The sequence below is a fragment of the Hydrogenivirga okinawensis genome (assembly GCF_055385515.1).
This window is the reverse complement of the sequence record NZ_AP042386.1, coordinates 291782-308702: the sequence shown is the minus strand read 5'-3', so window position 1 is coordinate 308702 and position 16921 is coordinate 291782. Positions and strand designations below refer to the sequence as shown.

General features: G+C 49.7%; 18 protein-coding genes. 11 read left to right on the top strand and 7 right to left on the bottom strand.

The features are described from left to right. Positions 1–24 precede the first annotated feature (24 nt). The gene (gene acs / locus ACZ483_RS01835; RefSeq protein WP_464324471.1) at positions 25–1926 is read right to left on the bottom strand and encodes an acetate--CoA ligase; all 1902 of its coding nucleotides are present in this window, start codon (positions 1924–1926) and stop codon (positions 25–27) included. A gap of 319 nt (positions 1927–2245) precedes the next feature. On the opposite strand from acs, the gene ACZ483_RS01830 reads away from it, so the two are divergent. Genes ACZ483_RS01830 through rsmG form a run of 6 tightly spaced genes read left to right on the top strand, consistent with a single transcriptional unit; the run spans position 2246 to position 7951 of the window. Continuing rightward, a complete protein-coding gene (locus ACZ483_RS01830; protein WP_464324470.1) occupies positions 2246–2497 on the top strand; it encodes a DUF4212 domain-containing protein in 252 nt (83 codons plus the stop codon). A 3-nt stretch (positions 2498–2500) separates the two neighbouring features. Further along, positions 2501–4126, top strand: coding sequence for a sodium:solute symporter family protein (locus ACZ483_RS01825; RefSeq protein ID WP_464324469.1), 1626 nt, complete (start codon positions 2501–2503; stop codon positions 4124–4126). Beyond that, positions 4123–5997 carry a putative nucleotidyltransferase substrate binding domain-containing protein gene (locus ACZ483_RS01820; protein ID WP_464324468.1) on the top strand — a complete coding sequence of 625 codons (1875 nt, stop codon included), beginning with the start codon at positions 4123–4125 and terminating at the stop codon, positions 5995–5997. Before ACZ483_RS01825 ends, ACZ483_RS01820 begins: the two co-directional genes overlap by 4 nt. Next, entirely contained in the window at positions 5994–6641 is a 648-nt protein-coding gene (locus ACZ483_RS01815) for a 3'-5' exonuclease (protein ID WP_464324467.1), read from the top strand. Before ACZ483_RS01820 ends, ACZ483_RS01815 begins: the two co-directional genes overlap by 4 nt. Before the next feature lie 33 nt (positions 6642–6674). After that, positions 6675–7349: an orotidine-5'-phosphate decarboxylase gene (gene pyrF, locus ACZ483_RS01810; RefSeq protein ID WP_464324466.1), complete on the top strand. Its 675-nt coding sequence runs from the start codon at positions 6675–6677 to the stop codon at positions 7347–7349. Then, the gene (gene rsmG, locus ACZ483_RS01805) at positions 7346–7951 is read left to right on the top strand and encodes a 16S rRNA (guanine(527)-N(7))-methyltransferase RsmG (RefSeq protein ID WP_464324465.1); all 606 of its coding nucleotides are present in this window, start codon (positions 7346–7348) and stop codon (positions 7949–7951) included. Before pyrF ends, rsmG begins: the two co-directional genes overlap by 4 nt. Here rsmG and ACZ483_RS01800 read toward each other — a convergent pair. Beyond that, positions 7932–8843, bottom strand: a complete 912-nt coding sequence (locus tag ACZ483_RS01800) for a WD40 repeat domain-containing protein (protein WP_464324464.1) — start codon at positions 8841–8843, stop codon at positions 7932–7934. The genes rsmG and ACZ483_RS01800 overlap by 20 nt on opposite strands. A 45-nt stretch (positions 8844–8888) precedes the next feature. Between ACZ483_RS01800 and thrS the strand changes: the two genes are divergently transcribed. Together thrS and ACZ483_RS01790 are read left to right on the top strand one after the other, a co-directional pair. Continuing rightward, a complete protein-coding gene (thrS, locus tag ACZ483_RS01795) occupies positions 8889–10814 on the top strand; it encodes a threonine--tRNA ligase (protein WP_464325160.1) in 1926 nt (641 codons plus the stop codon). Continuing rightward, positions 10815–11447, top strand: coding sequence for a lysophospholipid acyltransferase family protein (locus ACZ483_RS01790; RefSeq protein WP_464324463.1), 633 nt, complete (start codon positions 10815–10817; stop codon positions 11445–11447). On the opposite strand, the gene ACZ483_RS01785 is transcribed toward ACZ483_RS01790, so the two are convergent. Together ACZ483_RS01785 and ACZ483_RS01780 are read right to left on the bottom strand one after the other, a co-directional pair. Then, entirely contained in the window at positions 11425–11868 is a 444-nt protein-coding gene (locus ACZ483_RS01785) for a hypothetical protein (protein WP_464324462.1), read from the bottom strand. The genes ACZ483_RS01790 and ACZ483_RS01785 overlap by 23 nt on opposite strands. Beyond that, entirely contained in the window at positions 11868–12158 is a 291-nt protein-coding gene (locus tag ACZ483_RS01780) for a cupin domain-containing protein (RefSeq protein ID WP_464324461.1), read from the bottom strand. The genes ACZ483_RS01785 and ACZ483_RS01780 overlap by 1 nt, the downstream gene beginning before the upstream one ends. Before the next feature lie 22 nt (positions 12159–12180). On the opposite strand from ACZ483_RS01780, the gene epmA reads away from it, so the two are divergent. The 3 genes from epmA to metF are packed head-to-tail and all read left to right on the top strand — an operon-like array spanning position 12181 to position 14279. Next, complete coding sequence (gene epmA, locus ACZ483_RS01775) at positions 12181–13047, top strand: elongation factor P--(R)-beta-lysine ligase (RefSeq protein ID WP_464324460.1); 867 nt, start codon at positions 12181–12183, stop codon at positions 13045–13047. A gap of 3 nt (positions 13048–13050) precedes the next feature. Further along, positions 13051–13386, top strand: coding sequence for a hypothetical protein (locus tag ACZ483_RS01770; protein WP_464324459.1), 336 nt, complete (start codon positions 13051–13053; stop codon positions 13384–13386). Beyond that, positions 13383–14279: a methylenetetrahydrofolate reductase [NAD(P)H] gene (gene metF, locus ACZ483_RS01765; protein ID WP_464324458.1), complete on the top strand. Its 897-nt coding sequence runs from the start codon at positions 13383–13385 to the stop codon at positions 14277–14279. The genes ACZ483_RS01770 and metF overlap by 4 nt, the downstream gene beginning before the upstream one ends. On the opposite strand, the gene ACZ483_RS01760 is transcribed toward metF, so the two are convergent. From ACZ483_RS01760 to moaD, 3 genes are read right to left on the bottom strand one after another with little or no spacing between them, the layout of a single operon-like run. Then, positions 14260–15681 carry a hypothetical protein gene (locus ACZ483_RS01760; RefSeq protein ID WP_464324457.1) on the bottom strand — a complete coding sequence of 474 codons (1422 nt, stop codon included), beginning with the start codon at positions 15679–15681 and terminating at the stop codon, positions 14260–14262. The two genes, metF and ACZ483_RS01760, sit on opposite strands and share 20 nt — an antisense overlap. A 36-nt stretch (positions 15682–15717) precedes the next feature. Further along, positions 15718–16665, bottom strand: coding sequence for a glycosyltransferase family 9 protein (locus ACZ483_RS01755; protein ID WP_464324456.1), 948 nt, complete (start codon positions 16663–16665; stop codon positions 15718–15720). Continuing rightward, positions 16665–16901, bottom strand: a complete 237-nt coding sequence (gene moaD, locus ACZ483_RS01750) for a molybdopterin converting factor subunit 1 (RefSeq protein WP_464324455.1) — start codon at positions 16899–16901, stop codon at positions 16665–16667. Before moaD ends, ACZ483_RS01755 begins: the two co-directional genes overlap by 1 nt. Positions 16902–16921: the final 20 nt, after the last annotated feature.

The window sequence follows — 16921 nt, the reverse complement described above, 5'->3', positions numbered from 1 at the left end:
GGGCTGGTCGCCCCCCCTTAAGATTTAATCCTCGAGGGTGGATACGTCCCCGACGTCGAGACCGAGCTCCTGAGCTTTGAGAACCCTCCTCATTATCTTTCCGCTCCTCGTCTTGGGAAGCTTTTCGACGAACTCTATCTCGTCAGGAACAGCTATTGGTCCGAGCTCGTTTCTTACGTGAAGCTTTAATTCCTCCACCAGCTTGTCGGAAGGCTCCACGCCCTTCTTCAGTATCACGAACGCCTTTATGGATTCGCCCTTTACCTCGTGGGGTTTTCCTATAACGGCTGCTTCGGCAACGGCAGGGTGATCAACGAGGGCGCTTTCAACCTCCATCGTTCCTATCCTGTGTCCAGCGACGTTTATAACGTCGTCAGCCCTTCCGAGGATCATAATATAGCCTTCCTCGTCGTAGGAGGCGAGGTCCCCAGCGAAGTAGACTCCGGGGACGGTGTTCCAGTACTTCTCATACCTCTCTGGCTCTCCCCAACAGGTTCTAAGCATTGAGGGCCAAGGAGTCTTTATAACGAGGAATCCGACCGTATCGGGAGGTAGTCTCTTTCCGTCCTTATCTACTATATCCACCTCTACGCTGAACATCGGCTTTCCAGCCTTACCGGGTTTGGCAGGATAGGAGGGAACGGTGGTAATCATGTGAGCTCCTGTCTCCGTCTGCCACCAGGTATCTACGATTACACATTTTTCCCTTCCTATGTATTTGTAATACCAGTGCCACGCCTCAGGATTTATGGGTTCACCGACCGAGCCGAGAATTCTCAAGGAGGACAGATCGTACTTGGCGGGCCACTCCTCTCCGTACCTCATAAACATCCTTATGGCTGTCGGGGCAGTGTAGAAGACGTTCACCCTGTACTTTTCGACGTAGCTCCACCATCTTCCCGGATCGGGATAGTCAGGAGCTCCCTCAACTATTAGGGAGGTAACGCCGTTGGCAAGGATTCCGTAAACTATGTAGGAGTGTCCTGTGATCCAACCTATATCAGCTGTACACCAGTATATATCGTCCTCATGGAGGTCGAACACTACCTTCGAGGTGAAGTAGGTCTGGACCATATAACCTCCGGTGGTGTGGAGAACTCCTTTCGGTTTTCCGGTGGTTCCGGAGGTGTAGAGGATAAAGAGAGGATCCTCTGCGTCCATGACCTCGGGCTCACACTCCGGAGAGGCGTTCTTTACCATTTCATCAAAGTTTACGAAAAGATCACCCGATTCTTCCGTAAGGACATCTCCATCTCTGTCCCAGACAACGACCTTCTCAACAAAATCAAGGCCGTCTATAGCCTTCTCCACCGTAGGAAGAAGATCTATTCTCTTCCCTCTCCTCTTCGTGTAGCTCGCCGTTACAACTACCTTAGCCTTTGCATCCTCTATCCTTGTCCTAAGAGCTCCTTCAGAGAATCCCGCGAAGACAACGCTGTGTATGGCTCCTATCCTCGCACAGGCGAGCATCGTGGCGACCGCCTCTATGGTGTTCGGCATATAGATCGATACCCTGTCTCCCTTCTGGACTCCAAGGGACTTAAGACCGTTGGCAACTCTATTCACCAACTCTAAAAGCTCACCGTAGGTTATCTTCTTCTCGTTGTTATCCTCATCAAGGTAGATGTAGGCAACCTTGTTCCTCTTTCCATTCTGGACGTGTCTGTCGAGGCAGTTGTAAGTTATGTTCGTCTTCCCTCCGACGAACCACTTGGCATAGGGAAAGTTCCACTCTAAGACCTTATCCCATTTCTTGAACCAGTGGAGCTCCTCTGCGACCTTAGCCCAAAACCCTTCTCTGTCCTTTATGGACTCTTGATACAGTGATTCGTAATCCTTAATCCAAGCCCTCTCAACTATCTCCTTTGGAGGCCAATACTTCTCCTTAACTTTTAAAAGAACCTCAGCCTTTTCCTGATCAGCCATAATTCCACCTCCTCATGATTTTTTAAAATTTTATAATGCAATTTTTAAATAAGACAAGCCAAATTTTAATAAAACATCGTTTTATTTAAACAAAATAAGAGTATTCTAATAACCTTTTTAATTATTGTGGCACAAGAGCTTAGGAATGCAAGTATACAAGCTTACTTAAAACCAGCCTATAGAGACAGCAAGTAGATGGACAATCACCACTTTTAGATGGTGTTTCAATAAAACAATGTTTTATTTCAAACAAAATAATTGACATGTTAAACTTCGTTTTGTAAACTTTAAAACGAAATTTTAGAAGGAGGTGTGCGGGATGGACAGGGAAAAGCTTGAGGCTTACCACCGGGAGAATGTGCGATTAATTACCATTCTCCTGGCAATCTGGTTCGTCGTTTCTTACGTTGGGGCGCTCTTTGCAAAGCCCCTGAGCAAGTTTTCCATATTTGGCTTCCCTATGCATTACTGGGTGAGCGCCCAGCTGTCTGTAATCACCTTTGTAATTCTCATTTTCGTATACGCCTATGCTATGAACAGGTTGGATCAAAAATACGGAGTGGAGGAGTGAGCCATGGAGAACATAATGGGTTATGTAATAGTCTTTGGGATAGTCATAATCTTTATGGCGATAGCAATCTATAACAGAGCTACGGAAGCGGCGGAGTTCTATGTCGCCGGTAGAAGGATTCCCGCCTTCTGGAACGGAATGGCTGTTGCCGCCGACTGGATGAGTGCCGCATCCTTCATATCCATGGCAGGAGCTCTCTACGCTCTGGGTTACGACGGACTCGCTTACATAATGGGATGGACCGGGGGATACGTCCTCCTTGCACTTCTGATAGCACCGTACCTGAGGAAGTTTGGTAAGTACACTGTGCCCGACTTCATAGCGGAGAGGTACGAGAGTGATTTCGCAAGGTTAGTAGCGCTCATTACGGCGATAATCATAAGCTTCACCTACATGGTCGGTCAGGTGGCTGGTGTTGGAATCATAATGGGGAGACTCTTTGGAGTTCCCTTTGAGCTGGGAATTGCCATCGGAATGATCATCATAATAGCTACCACGGTTCTCGGCGGTATGAAGTCCATCACCTGGACACAAGTAGCCCAATACATAGTCCTCATAACCGCTTATCTGCTTCCTGTTTCCATCCTCGCTACTCAGTGGTTCGGAGTTCCTCTGCCCCAGTTCCTGTACGGTAAGGTCCTCCAGAACATCGTTGAGCTCGAGACCCAGTACGGAATCTCTCCCCATTACGTTGAGCCCTTCGTTAAGTTCAACCTTGCACAGTTTCTCGCTCTCACCTTCGTTCTTATGGCAGGAACGGCAGCACTGCCACACGTGCTCATGAGGTTCTTTACAACACCTTCGGTGAGGGACGCGAGGGTTAGCGCAGGATGGGCACTCTTCTTCATAGCTATTCTATATCTCACCGCCCCTGCTTACGCCGCCTTTTCGAGATACGTCATCCTCAAGGACGTTGTGGGCAAGCCTATAGACCAACTCCCCGCCTGGGCTCAGAAGTGGGCTGAGACGGGTCTCTTTAAGGTCCTCGATAAAAACGGTGACGGTATAATTCAGTGGGCAGAGCTGAACATACACAGGGATATAGTCGTCCTCGCCACGCCCGAGATAGCCGGTTTGGCTGCGGTGGTAGGATTCTTCGTTATGGCTGGAGGTCTTGCCGCAGCTCTATCGACAGCTGACGGACTCCTCCTCGTTATAGCCGCGGCTGTGTCCAACGACCTCTACAACAAGATGATCAATCCCGACGCTCCTGAGAAAAGGGTCGTTATGATCGGTAAGATAGCGGTCGCCGTTGCCGGTATCATCGGTGGTTTCGTCGCGGCGCAGAAGATAGCCTTCATCGTTCAGATAGTTGCATGGGCGTTCTCCTTAGCAACCGCATCCTTCTTCCCTGCACTCGTCCTCGGAGTGTTCTGGAAGAGGCTCAACAGGCAAGGTGCTATATCCGGTCTCGTTGTGGGACTACTGGTTACTATCCTTTACATCTACCTTAACAAGACTCAGGGCTTCTCGATATGGGGAATACAGCACACAGCCTCTGGACTCTTTGGACTCATAGCTAACCTCATAGTTACCGTTGCGGTTACCCTCGCTACACCTCCCCCCTCCGAAAGAATACAGAAGCTCGTTGAGGAACTCAGGTATCCTAAGAAGATCCACGAGGTATGATTCAGGATGTAGAAAGGTTTTTAAAGGAGCACTACCCCTTTTCGAGGCTCCCGGAGGAGGCTCTGGGAGCCCTCTCCTTTCACATAATCGTTCGCTACTATCCCAGGAACGAGATCGTCTTCGAGGAAGGCTCACAGCCTTTAGAGTATCTCTACATAATCCGTAAGGGAGCGGTGGTCTTAGAGGTGGACGGTAGGGAAATAGACTTCCTCCACGAGGGAGACGTCTTCGGATACCCCTCTCTCCTGAGCGGCAACCCTCCCACCTCAACCGGGAGAGTAGTTCAGGATGCGATCCTTTACCTTCTGCCTAAGGAAGTCTTCCTTAAGCTCATAGAGAAGTACGAGGAGTTCGAGCTCTTCTTTGCAAAGAACTTGGCAAAGAAGCTATCAGCCACTGTCAGGATGGTTAAGGCTCCAGTAAAGGAAGCGGGTTCTTTAGAGAGATTCCTCACTCTGAAAATAAAGGATCTCAAGTTCAGAGAGGTGCCCTTCCTCAAAGGCGATGACTCAGTCCTGTCCGCCGCCATCCAGATGAGGGATAAGAATCTCTCCTGTGTGTTCGTCAGGGACTCCCAGATCGGGATAGTTACGGAGAGGGACGTTATAAAGAGGGTAGTTGCTGAAGGGAAGGATCCCTCCTCAACCAAACTTTCCGAGATAATGAGCTTCCCGGTTATACACGTGGACGAGGAGAGCTTTCTTTTCGAGGCGATAATAGAGATGGCGAGCAGGAATATAAGGAGGATAGGGATAAGCAGAAGGGGAGAGCTCGTGGGAGTTTTAGAGGATAAGGACATAATAGCCCACGAAAGCAAGAACCTCGTCGTACTGATAAAGGAAATAGAGAGGTCAGAGAGCGTAGAGAACCTTAGGTACATCTACTCTCTCGTCGACGACATGGTAATCGATCTATTCTCCGAAGGTCTGAAGGTGAACTACATAGGCAGGCTGATAGCCGAGATCAACGACAAGATAATGGCTAAGGCGGTTCTTCTTACAATCAGAGAGCTCCAGATGGAACCTCCGGTTCCCTTCAGCATAATGGTTTTAGGAAGCGAAGGGAGGAGAGAGCAGACGCTCAAGACTGATCAGGACAACGCTCTCATATACGACGATACCTATCCCATGCTGGATGTTGACGTGGACGATTATTTCGATAGGTTCGGAAAGCTTTACACCGAGATCCTTATAGAGATAGGTTTCCCTCCTTGTCCCGGAAACGTGATGGTATCAAATCCAGAGTGGAGGTTAGGGATAAGCAGATGGAAGGAGAGGCTGAATTCCTGGTTCGCAAGGCCTGAGCCGGAACATACCCTCAAGCTCGGTATATTCTTCGATTTTAGAAACGCCTTCGGGAACTCTGAGCTTGTCGAGGATCTTCGTGACTTTATCTTCAAATCCTTAGAAGGGGATGAGCTCTTCATAGCCTATATGCTAACTGATGCGATAAGGTTCAAACCTCCCATAGGTTTTATGAGTAGGTTCGTCTTAGAGAGCAGAGGGGAACACAGGGGAGAACTCGACATAAAGAAGGGAGGTATATTTCCTATAACTCAGGGAGTAAGAGCCCTCTCTCTTAAAGGAAAGGTAAGGGAGACCTCGACCCTCGATAGAATAGATAGATTGATGGAGAAGGGGATACTTCCCAAGGACCTCGGAGGCGATCTTAAGGAAGCCTACACCTTTCTCCAGACCCTAAGGCTCCGTTCTCAGATAGAGAAGCTCAGGGAGGGGAGAGAACCCGACAACTACGTTAATCCCGAGAGGCTCTCCAAGCTGGAGAGGGATCTCCTAAAGGACACACTCAAGATAGTTGAGGAGTTCCAGAGCTTCATAGAGAGAAGGTACACTGCGGGAATACCTAAATGAACCTGCTCCTTCAGATCAAGAAAAAGCTCCTCTTAAGGAAGTACGGGGATTCTGAGCTTATCCATGATCTCCTCGAAGGGATAGATTTAAAAACTCCGATAGAGGAGGCAAGTTTTACCGTTTTCGATACGGAAACCACAGGCTTGGATGTGAAGAGTTCTGAGATCGTTTCAATAGGAGCTCTAAAGGTAGAAGGTATGTCTCTCAAGCTCTCCACCGCCTTTCACCGCTTCATAAAACCTGAAAACTTGAGGAGGGAGTCGGTGGAGATACACGGAATAACCCTTGAAGATCTCGAAAGGAAAGGTGAAGACGCCCGAAAGGTAGTAGAGGGTTTCCTCGATTACGTGAAGGGAAGTCTCCTTGTAGGTTTTAATGTCGAGTTCGACAGGAAGATGGTGAGCAGGTATACCCTGAAGTTCTTCGGAGTTCCCTTTATAACCTATCGGATCGATGTCTTTCATCTGTGGAAGAGGAGGGGAGGTCAGGAGAAGAGTCTTCAGGAGATAGCGCAGGATATGGGGATTCCAACGGAAGGTGTTCACTCCGCCTTAGACGATGCCTACATAACCGCCCTCGTATTTCTCAAGCTCGTCTCAAACATGAAGGGAGATCCCCTTTCCCGTCTTCCCATCCTTCTTTGACCTAAAAGTTATTAGAGCTTATACTTATGATTCATGCCTAAGCTCTGTGTAGCATTAGACGTAGACAGAAAAAGAGCCTTAGATCTAATAGATAGACTCTCCGAATACCCTATCGTTTTTAAAGTAGGTCCCCGCCTCTTCTTGGACGGTGGAAGGGAAATAATAGATGAAGTGAAAACGAGAAAGCGGGAGGCTTTCCTCGACCTTAAACTCCACGACATACCCAACACCGTGAAGATAGCGGTTCAGAAGGCGGAGGAGCTCGGCGTGGATTACCTCACCCTCCACACCCTCGGAGGGGAGAGAATGATGGAGTGGGCGGTTTCGGAGAGGAACAGGATAAAGCTACTCGGTGTTACTATCCTGACGAGCCACGATGAGAGCTATTTGAATTTTCTTAGAACTGAGCTTAGCAGTCTGAAGGAGATGGTTCTCTACCTTGCAGGAAAGGCAAGGGAGTGCGGTCTTGACGGAGTCGTCTGCTCGGCAAAGGAGGTCCGAGAGGTTAAGGAGAAGACGGAACTGCTCACCGTCGTTCCCGGTATCCGTTTGGGAGGGGAAACCCAGGATCAGGTCAGAGTCCTCACTCCTGAGAAAGCGGTCTCTTTAGGAGCGGACATGATAGTTATGGGAAGGGAGATATATGGAAGCTCTAAACCAGAGAGAGTGGTCGAAGAGGTTCTCAGGAGGATAGAAAAGCTCGTATGAAAGAGATTTTCAGGGAAGCGGGCTTTGAGCTCGAAGAGGAGGATCTGGAAAGGTTTGAGATTTACTTAGAGGAGCTCAAGAGGTGGAACAGGGTTCACAACCTCACGGCGATCGAGAAGGACGAGGAGATAGTCAGGAGACACTTCATAGACTCCCTCTCCTTGGCAAAATGTTTTCTCGATCTGGGCATCGATTGGAGAGGGAGGGATATAGCCGATGTGGGATCGGGTGCGGGCTTCCCTGGAGTTCCCCTCAAGATATATCTAAAGGAGTTTAACCTCTTCCTGATAGAGTCGGTGGGGAAGAAGTGCAGCTTTCTGGAGTATCTGAAGGTAAAGCTTGACCTTGATTGGAAAGTCATCTGCGATAGGGCGGAGAGGGTGAGGGGAAAGTTCTACATAGTGGTAGCGAGGGCGCTCGGCGAGTTTGAGGAGATAAGACCTGTTCTCGAAAACCTCTCGGAGAGATACGTTTTCGTAATGAAGGGGAGGGATATAAAGGAAGAGTGGAGGAAGGAGTACGACGTTTACGAGGTGAACATAAAGGGTCTTCCTAAGTCTTACATACTCTACAAGGACATGTTCACCTCACGTTCCAGATGATCACCCAGCCTCTGTCATCGGCGGTTATGAGCTTCCTTCCGTTAGGAGAGAACCTCAGTCTCACAACTGAACCTTTATGTCCCCTGAGAATGGCTATGGTACTCCAGTTTGAAGTGCTCCAGAGCTTTACCTGGCTGTCAAACCCGGCGGTGGCTATCATCTTCCCGTCGGGAGAGTATGACACCGTGTATATAGCACCCTCGTGAGCTTTAAACTTCTTCAAGATCTTTTTCCTTTTTACATCCCAGACTATAACGTATCCGTCGTTTCCAACCGATACGAGCCGTTTCCCGTTGGGGGAAAAGGAAAGGTCGTAAACGTAATCCTTGTGTCCCTGAAGAACCTCCGACCTTCCGTCCGGGTACCATACTCTGATAGTGTTGTCCTTGCTCGCCGAGGCGAAGATGTCCTCCGTCGGGGAGAAGTCTATGGAGAACACCCAACCGCTATGTCCCTGAAACTTCCTTATCAATCTCCACTCGGTGGCATCCCAGAGCCTGATCTCCCACAGATCATCACCGGAGGCGAGCTTCCTTCCGTACCTTGAAAAGGCGAGAGCCCTGACGTAGTCCTCGTGCCCTCTGAGAACCCTAACCAGTTTTCCTGAAGGTAAACGCCATACCTTTATAACTCTGTCCTCTCCGGCTGAGGCTACAAACCCCCTCCTGTTTATGGCAACTGAAAGTATTTGTCCCCTGTGCCCTCTGATTTTCAAAATGTTCTTTCCGTCAAGTGTCCAGATCTTTATGTAGCCGTCGTCTCCACAGGTAACGAAGAACTTTCCCGCGAGATCTATATCTCTCACGGCTCCCTCGTGAGCCTTTATAACCTTCTGAGGGAAGGAGAAGGTAAATAGCATGAGAAGAAGAGCGACCGATCTTTTTACCATCATACTCCCTCCTATCTCAGCCTTATAGAATAGTAAAATATGAAGACCATGAAGGTGAAGGATAAGATAAAGGTTTCCATAGAGGGCAAGGAGCTTGAGGTAGAGAAGGGAACTACCCTTGGTAGTATTTTTGAACTTGCAGGTATAAAGAGTGCTCTCGGTGGAAGGATAGGAGACAGGATCATAGATCTTCAAACTCCTGTAAACGAGGGCGGAGAGATAAAACCGATATTCCGGGAAGATCCTGAGAGTTTAGAGATCCTGAGACACTCCCTCGCCCACATAATGGCTCAGGCTCTCAAAGAACTCTACGGAACGGAGAAGGTTCATCTCGGAGTGGGACCGACCACCGAAGAGGGCTTCTACTACGACGTGGAGGTTGAGGGACACAGGATAACGGAGGAGGACCTCCCCAAGATAGAGGAGAAGATGAGGGAGATAATAAAGAGAGACTATCCTATCCTGAGGAAGGAGCTCGAGAGGGAGGAGGCTTTAAAGCTCTTTGAGAAACTGAGGGAGAAGTACAAGATAGACATAATAAACAGGATCCCTCCTGAGGAGGTCATATCCGTTTATCAGCAGGGGGACTTCGTAGACCTCTGCAAAGGACCTCACCTTCCTTCAACAGGTAAGGCGGGAGCCTTCAAGCTCACCTCCATATCGGGAGCCTACTGGATGGGAAGATCCGATCAGCCTCAGCTCACGAGGATATACGGGATAGCCTTCTGGAGCGACAAGGAACTCAAGGAGAGACTGAGATTTTACGAGGAGGCTAAGAAGAGGGATCACAGGAGGCTCGGAAGGGAGTTGGAGTTCTTCATGATAGACGAGAACGTGGGGGCGGGTCTCGTCCTCTGGCTTCCGAGGGGTGCTATCTACAGGAAGATCCTCGAAGACTACTGGAAGGAGGAGCACCTCAAGAGAGGTTATCAGTTCGTCTATACACCCCACGTGGGAAAGTCGAAGCTCTGGGAGATAAGCGGGCACTTGGAGTGCTACAGACCGAACATGTTCCCTCCCATGGAGATGGAAGGGGAGGAGTACTACGTAAAGCCTATGAACTGTCCCTTTCACATAGCCATATACAAGAGCAAGGTCAGGAGCTACAGGGAACTACCCATAAAGCTCGCCGAGCTGGGAACGGTCTACAGATATGAGATGTCAGGAGTTCTCCACGGACTCCTTAGGGTCAGGGGCTTCACCCAAGACGACGCCCACATCGTATGCACTCCCGAACAAGTGGACGGAGTGATCAGGGAGACCCTCGACCTCGCCCTCTCAATGCTCAAGGACTTCGGCTTTGAGGACTTCAAGATATACGTCTCCACCAAACCCGAGGACGCCATAGGCTCCGACGAACAGTGGGAGATCTCCGAGAACGCCCTCAAGAAGGCGGTGGAGGATCTCGGATACACCTACGAGATTGACGAGGGAGGTGGAGCCTTCTACGGACCCAAGATAGATGTGAAGATCAGGGACGCGATAGGAAGACTCTGGCAGTGCTCTACGATCCAGTTCGACTTCAACCTCCCTGAACGCTTTGACATGACCTACGTGGGACCAGACAATCAGAGACACAGACCCTACATGATCCACAGGGCGCTCTTAGGTTCCATAGAGAGGTTCACAGGAATACTCTTGGAACACTACGCGGGACTCCTGCCTCTCTGGCTCTCCCCCACACAGGTGAGGATAGTTCCCATAGCGGATAGGCATGTAGATTACGGTAGGAAGGTTCTCGAAAAGCTTATCGAGGCAGGTTTTCGCGCTGAAATAGACGGTAGGGACGAGAGGATGAACGCGAAGATAAGGGAGGCGGAGCTGATGAAGATACCCTACGTCGCGGTCGTGGGAGACAGAGAGGCTGAGGCTGGAACAGTATCGGTCAGGAGCAAGAAGGAAGGGAACCTCGGGACGATGACCGTAGAGGAGTTTGTAAAGTTCTTAAGGGAGAAGGTAGAGAGGAAGGAGTAGTTGAGCGGTTGCCCCCTAACCCCTATCGGAAGGTACTTTATAAAACCCCTCTGTCCCATCACCAAGCCGATCTTTAGGAAGATCTTCAGGATAGAGGTTTATGGAGACGAGAACATACCCTCCCAAGGGTCCTACATAGTCGCCTCCAATCACAGGAGCCATCTCGACCCTCCGGTTTTGAACTCCGTCTTCCCAGAGCCGCTGGTATTCCTTGCAAAGGAGGAGCTCTTTAAGCCTCCCCTCGGATGGATAATAAGGCACATGAGGGCCATTCCCATCAGGAGAGGGGCGGGAGACGTGGACACCCTCGAGATGACTCTCGAACTGCTTCATAAGGGGTGCGCCGTCGCCGTATTCCCTGAGGGAACGAGGGCAAAGCCGGGAGAGTTCCTGAGGCCCAAGCCCGGGATAGGTCTTCTGGCTGTAAAGAGCGGAGTTCCCGTAGTTCCCGTCCTGATAGAGGGAACGGATAGAGTCTTTCCAAGAGGAAGCTCCTTCCCCAAGCCCGGTCCCCCCATCTCGGTTTACATCGGAAAGCCCAGAAAGTTTTTAGGCTACGAGGACAATCTAAAAGGTTACCGAAAGGTCTCCCTTGAGATAATGGAGGAAATTAAGGCTCTTCGCCCTGACTGAAGAGCTGCTTCCTGAGCATCTGAAGTTCCCTGAACATCTCCTTGGTATTAAAGCGACTTTGATAGGTCTCTATCATGATATTCCAGTCCCAGTAGTTGTTCTTTGCCTCTAAGAAGGAAACCTTCTCAAGACGATCGTTTTGAAAGAGAGCTATAAAGGTTGAAGCCACCGGCTCTTTACTCTTTAAGGGTTGCCATAGAAGAACTCCCATTGTGAGAACTTCCTTTCCTCTCTTCTCTCCAAAACCCACCATCCCGAGAACATCTTTTACCTGCGTAGGATAGAGCCTTTTCAACCCGTCCCGAAAAGGTTCTACAAGTCTTTCCATCTCTTCCTGTGTAAGTTTTTCCGTCCGCAGCTCTTTAGTTCCCTTCTTCTTTTCTTTGCCGTCTCCCGAAGGAAACTCCACAATCTTTCCCATCACTTAGACCCGCATATATACTTTACCCCCTTCTCAGTCCTTGCCCAGTGGGGTGTCTCAGGATCGAGCTCTATCATATCCCCCTCTCTCAGGACTATCTCCCTTCCCTCCGCTCCTATCACCACCTCTCCCTCAACAACCCACCTGATCTCCCTGTCAGGATGGGTGTGGGTTGGATAGTAGGTCCCCGGCGGATCGGTCCAGGTGTAAACGGAGTAACCTCTTTCCCTGAGAATATCCTTGATCTTTCCCTCTTCCTTTATCCCCGTCGATTCCACTCTGACACCCACGGATAAAATTATAGATCCCGTCATGCTGTTAGAAAAGTGGCACGAGTTCATAGAGAGGGTGAGAACCTTCTACAGGAGCCGTGGTTATTTGGAGGTTTCAACTCCCGTTCTCCAGAGGTTTCCCAACTTAGACGCTAACGTGGAGCCTATTCCTGTCAAGGTCGGATTCGGGGCTGAGAATGAGGTTATGTGGCTCCAGACCTCACCGGAGTACTCTATGAAAAAGCTCCTCGCTAAGTATAAGAGAGACATCTTTCAGATAGCCAAGGTCTTCAGGAACAACGAAATCGGTAGGTTTCACAGAGTGGAGTTCCACATGTTGGAGTGGTACAGAATAGAGCAGGACTACAGGTATCTCATTTCGGAGATAAAGGATCTCCTTAGGGAACTTCTCGGAGTTGAAGAGTTCGAGGAGATATCTGTAGAGGAGGCTTTTAGGGATTACCTTCGGATAGACCTATCTGGAGACGATCTTAAGAGGGAGCTCGGGAAAGCCGGCATATATTACGAAGAGGGTGAGGATTGGGAAACCCTCTTTTTCAGAGCCTTCTTGGAACTCGAGAGGAGGATAGACAGGAAGAGGGCTGTATTCTTAAAGGACTTTCCTGAAGAACTCTGTGCCCTTGCGAAGGTAAGGGACGGTGTGGCGGAGAGGTTCGAGCTGTTCCTCAAGGGCGTGGAACTCGCCAACGGATGGACGGAGGAGACCGATCCCGAGGAGGTGAGGAGGAGGCTCGAAAAGGAGGCGAAGACAAGAGGGCTTCCCGTAGACGAGGAGTTTATAAAAGCTCACAGGGATATGCCTCCCTGCGCCGGGTGTTCTATTGGTCTTGACAGGCTCTTTATGATATACCTCGGGAAAGAGAGCTTGGACGAGGTAGAATTATAACCCATGAGCACCTTCGAAGCTTTCTTGGAGATAGTTCTCAGGTTCTCCGATCTCAGGTGGTCGGAGTTCAGGGACGATCTCGTGGTTAAATGTATGAAGGTTCTCAGGAGGTTTAGGGACGGGAAGAGCCTTGAGGAGATCCTTGCCGATAAGAAACTCTCTTCCGAGATAGAGGGTGTTCTCGAATACCTCGAAAACTTTGCCAGAGGGTCTTCTAAGGAGGAGGTAAACAGGCTTATAGACGCTTTAGGTATGTTTACAAAAGCTCCCGCTCCCTGCAAGATGAAAATAATAGCACTACTGGAGACCATGCTCGGAAGGGTGGAGGCTAAGGGGTGAGGATAGGGGATATACTTAGGAAGGGAATTTTCAGCGTTTCCTTTGAGTTCTTCCCACCCAAAACCCCAGAGGGTGAAAAACAGCTTTTCGAGACAATAAAGGATCTCAAGCCTTTAGGTCCCACCTTCGTCTCCGTTACCTACGGTGCGGGAGGTTCCACCAGAGACAGGACGAGGAACGTGGTCAAAAGGATCCACGAGGAGATCGGTTTAAACGTCATGGCACACCTCACCTGCATAGCCCATACAAGGGAGGAGCTTATAGACATACTTGAAGATTACAAGAGGATAGGAATAGACAACATCTTAGCCCTCAGGGGAGACGTCCCGAGGGACAGACCTGACTTCAGACCCCCCGAGGGAGCCTGTAAATACGCTTCAGAGCTGGTGAGGCTTATAAGGGAGAGCTTCGGAGGCTACTTCTCCATCGGGGTCGCGAGCTACCCGGAGGGTCATCCCGAGTCTCCCAACATGGAGTGGGAGGTAAGGTACTTCAAAGGAAAGGTAGATGCAGGTGCAGACTTCTCTATAACCCAGATGTTCTTCGAAAACAGGTATTATTACGAATTCGTAGATCTCTGCGAGAGAGCCGGCATAGAGATACCCATAATACCTGGCATAATGCCCATAACCAACTTCAAGCAGATAAAAAAGTTCGCGAGCATGTGTGGAGCGACCATACCCCAATCCTTGATCGAGAGAATGGAACCCGTGGAGGACAGACCCGAGGAGGTGGCAAAGATCGGTGTGGAGTTCGCCATAAGGCAGTGTGAGGATCTGATACTTAATGGTGTCCCTGGATTACACTTTTACACCCTCAACAGATCGAGGGCTACCCTGGAGATCTACTCCGCTATAAAGCACCTCATTCCTGTCAGGGACCGATATGCCTGACAAAGGAGGGAATCTCCTCGCTCCTGAGCCAGCCGGCGTCCTCAAGTCTTTCGTCCACAAAGTCCCTATCTTTACCCAGTTTCTCGGTTAAGTACTCGACAAAGCCAGATCTATTCCCTTTGAACCTCTCAATCTCCTCTTCGCTCACCTCGGGGAAGCGAGATATGATTCTCCTTTTAACCTCCTCCCACGCAGCTTTGTTGTCGTAAAGGGTGAACTTCTTGTCCCTGACCCCAGTTTTCGTAACGAGATCCTTCAACCTCTCGACCATCTCCGCGTCGTAGGTTACGATCGCCTCAGCCATTACAGGATCGATGGTGTAATAGATCCCAAAGAGCTTACCAAGGAGCCTCCTCTTGGTCCTTATGAATAGGTGGAGCCTGTCATGAACCTCCTGAAGCCGGTCGTGAAGGAGCTCCCAGTAGTTGAGCATCTCGAGTTCCATGCCTCCAAGGCGACGGATGTGGGCAGCGAGCTCTGCCATACTGAAAAGCTTTTTCCCCTCTACCGGCCTCTTCTCTTTTTCCTTAGTGGTATCACCGTAGTCGGGGTAAGCGTCCGTGTGAACGGGAGGTATGATGTGATAGGTCTCAGATTCCCAACCAGCTTTCCTGAGTATCTGTTCCGCTCCACTCTCGTCTATGTTGTACCTTTCCATAAGTAGCTTCTTAAGACCCTCCCTATCCTTTCTGTACTTATCGAGCTCTTCATCAGGAATGTTAACCTCAACGTAGACCAACTTCTCCCTCCCGTTATCGTCTTTAACGATCACGTTCTTCCTTCCGTTTATGTGTCTCTTTATGAACTCCCAGTCCTCGTCTGTCATTATGGGCTCGGGATGCCACCTCCTGTCCATCTCACTTTCGAGCTCAAGATAAGGTACCGTCTCGTACCAAGTTGCTCTCGTGAGCTTCTCCTCTATCAGCTCCACCGGCTCCCCCAGTCTCTCGTGGACGTAGTCTATGAACTCCTTACGCTTGAACTTAAACCTGTCTATCTCCTCGAAGGTGAGTTCTGGGAAGAAGATCTTTAGCTTGTACCTTATGTAATCCCAGTTCCCGAAGAGGTTCTGAGGCTCCAAAACCTCCTCGAAGTAAGGGTGTTTCTTTATGAAGTCGAAGTAATAGGATATGTACTTCCTAACCCTCGGGTCCGTGTTTATGAGTGCCTCCATGAACTTTGGATCGAACTCCCTTATCATAGAGAGTAGTCGGGCTATGTTCACCTTCTTTATGTTATGAAGGTGGCAGAGTTCTATAGCGTACTCCTTCGGTATCCTGTCGTTGATCTTGCAGTACTCGTTAAGGACGTCCATCTCCCTTTTGAGAAGCTCTCTCAAGAGAACGAGCTTCTCCGTCCTGCTTAAATCTTCTTTTAATACGAGGACATCAAACACTCCCATGATCCACCTCCCTTTACTCTTTAGTTTATAGATTACTCAGGGCTTTTCACTGACGAGTCTCAGAGTCTCAGCAAAGACGAGGGAAGGTTCAATTTCCAAACACCTGTAGTCTCCAAATCTGCACATCCCCTTCCCATGGATATCACAGGGTTGACACTCGAGCCCTTTAAAGATAACCCTTCCCTCGGAAGGGTAAAGGGAGAAGCCGAAGGTGGGATGTGTACCACCGAATATCTGAACGGCGGGGGTTCCCACAGCGCGAGCACAGTGGAGCAGTCCTGAATCGTTTCCCACGAATACCCTCGCGAGCTTTATAACCCCTAAGACGTCGGGAAGATCCAGCTCACCACACAGATTTATACCCTCCCCTGCAAGCTCAGCCTCGCTTCTGTCTCCAACCCAGACCACCTCGAAACCGTGTTCCCTCACCATCTTGGCAAGCTCTCTAAAGTAGGGGTACCTCTTTTTCCTGTACCTTGCCCCCGGAGCGAGGACTACAAAATCACCTTCAGGCAAAACCTCTGAGAGCTTCTCAAGCCTGTCTTCGGATACCAGTATCTTGGGGAGTGGCTTGGCGCCGTTTGCCATGTCGCCCAGAGCTTTCAAATAGCTTTCCGTAACGTAGTAAGTTCTTCTAAACCTCTGGAACCTGACGGCGAGTCTCCTCCTTATTGAGCCCTTCTCGTAAACGAGCCACTTCCCCTTCAGCTTTCTCCTCAGCAGGAACGTTCTCAGATTTCTGTGAACGTCGATGAAGAGATCGAAGCTGCACTCCCTGAGCTTATCGATGAAAGCACCGCTCAGAATCTCTCCCTTGGAGGTTCCTATCACCGTTACCCTCCAGTCATCTTCGAAGAGGGTATCGTAGGGCTTGAAGGTTAGAAGGTGCGGCTTGTAGCCGGCTTTTAAGATGGGGTCTATTAGAACCGAGGTGAGTACAACGTCCCCGAGGGAGGAGAGCCTCACTATCAGAGCCTTCTTCATCAACCCCCGCTCACCGGCGGTATTATCGCCACCCTCTCGTCTCCCTCCAAGTAGAAGTCGTCATCCACGTACTCCTCGTTCACTGCGAACCTCACCCTCTCCAAAATGGGTTTGAGTTCCGGATACCTCTCTATTAGAACTTCCCTGAATTTACCAACCGTTCCCTTAAAATCTATCTCCTCCTCAGACTTCTTCAGCTTCTCTTTGATAACAGAGAAGTAGATCACTCTTGGCATAGGGATAAATATAAACTAAA

Coding starts and splice junctions, on each gene's coding strand:
- ACZ483_RS01785 (WP_464324462.1), bottom strand. CDS start 11,868: ATGGGAAAGATTGTGGAGTTTCCTTCGGGAGACGGCAAAGAAAAGAAG.
- ACZ483_RS01800 (WP_464324464.1), bottom strand. CDS start 8,843: ATGATGGTAAAAAGATCGGTCGCTCTTCTTCTCATGCTATTTACCTTC.
- ACZ483_RS01760 (WP_464324457.1), bottom strand. CDS start 15,681: ATGGGAGTGTTTGATGTCCTCGTATTAAAAGAAGATTTAAGCAGGACG.
- rsmG (WP_464324465.1), top strand. CDS start 7,346: ATGAAAGAGATTTTCAGGGAAGCGGGCTTTGAGCTCGAAGAGGAGGAT.
- ACZ483_RS01755 (WP_464324456.1), bottom strand. CDS start 16,665: ATGAAGAAGGCTCTGATAGTGAGGCTCTCCTCCCTCGGGGACGTTGTA.
- ACZ483_RS01825 (WP_464324469.1), top strand. CDS start 2,501: ATGGAGAACATAATGGGTTATGTAATAGTCTTTGGGATAGTCATAATC.
- ACZ483_RS01815 (WP_464324467.1), top strand. CDS start 5,994: ATGAACCTGCTCCTTCAGATCAAGAAAAAGCTCCTCTTAAGGAAGTAC.
- ACZ483_RS01820 (WP_464324468.1), top strand. CDS start 4,123: ATGATTCAGGATGTAGAAAGGTTTTTAAAGGAGCACTACCCCTTTTCG.
- acs (WP_464324471.1), bottom strand. CDS start 1,926: ATGGCTGATCAGGAAAAGGCTGAGGTTCTTTTAAAAGTTAAGGAGAAG.
- pyrF (WP_464324466.1), top strand. CDS start 6,675: ATGCCTAAGCTCTGTGTAGCATTAGACGTAGACAGAAAAAGAGCCTTA.
- moaD (WP_464324455.1), bottom strand. CDS start 16,901: ATGCCAAGAGTGATCTACTTCTCTGTTATCAAAGAGAAGCTGAAGAAG.
- ACZ483_RS01770 (WP_464324459.1), top strand. CDS start 13,051: ATGAGCACCTTCGAAGCTTTCTTGGAGATAGTTCTCAGGTTCTCCGAT.
- epmA (WP_464324460.1), top strand. CDS start 12,181: ATGCTGTTAGAAAAGTGGCACGAGTTCATAGAGAGGGTGAGAACCTTC.
- ACZ483_RS01830 (WP_464324470.1), top strand. CDS start 2,246: ATGGACAGGGAAAAGCTTGAGGCTTACCACCGGGAGAATGTGCGATTA.
- thrS (WP_464325160.1), top strand. CDS start 8,889: ATGAAGGTGAAGGATAAGATAAAGGTTTCCATAGAGGGCAAGGAGCTT.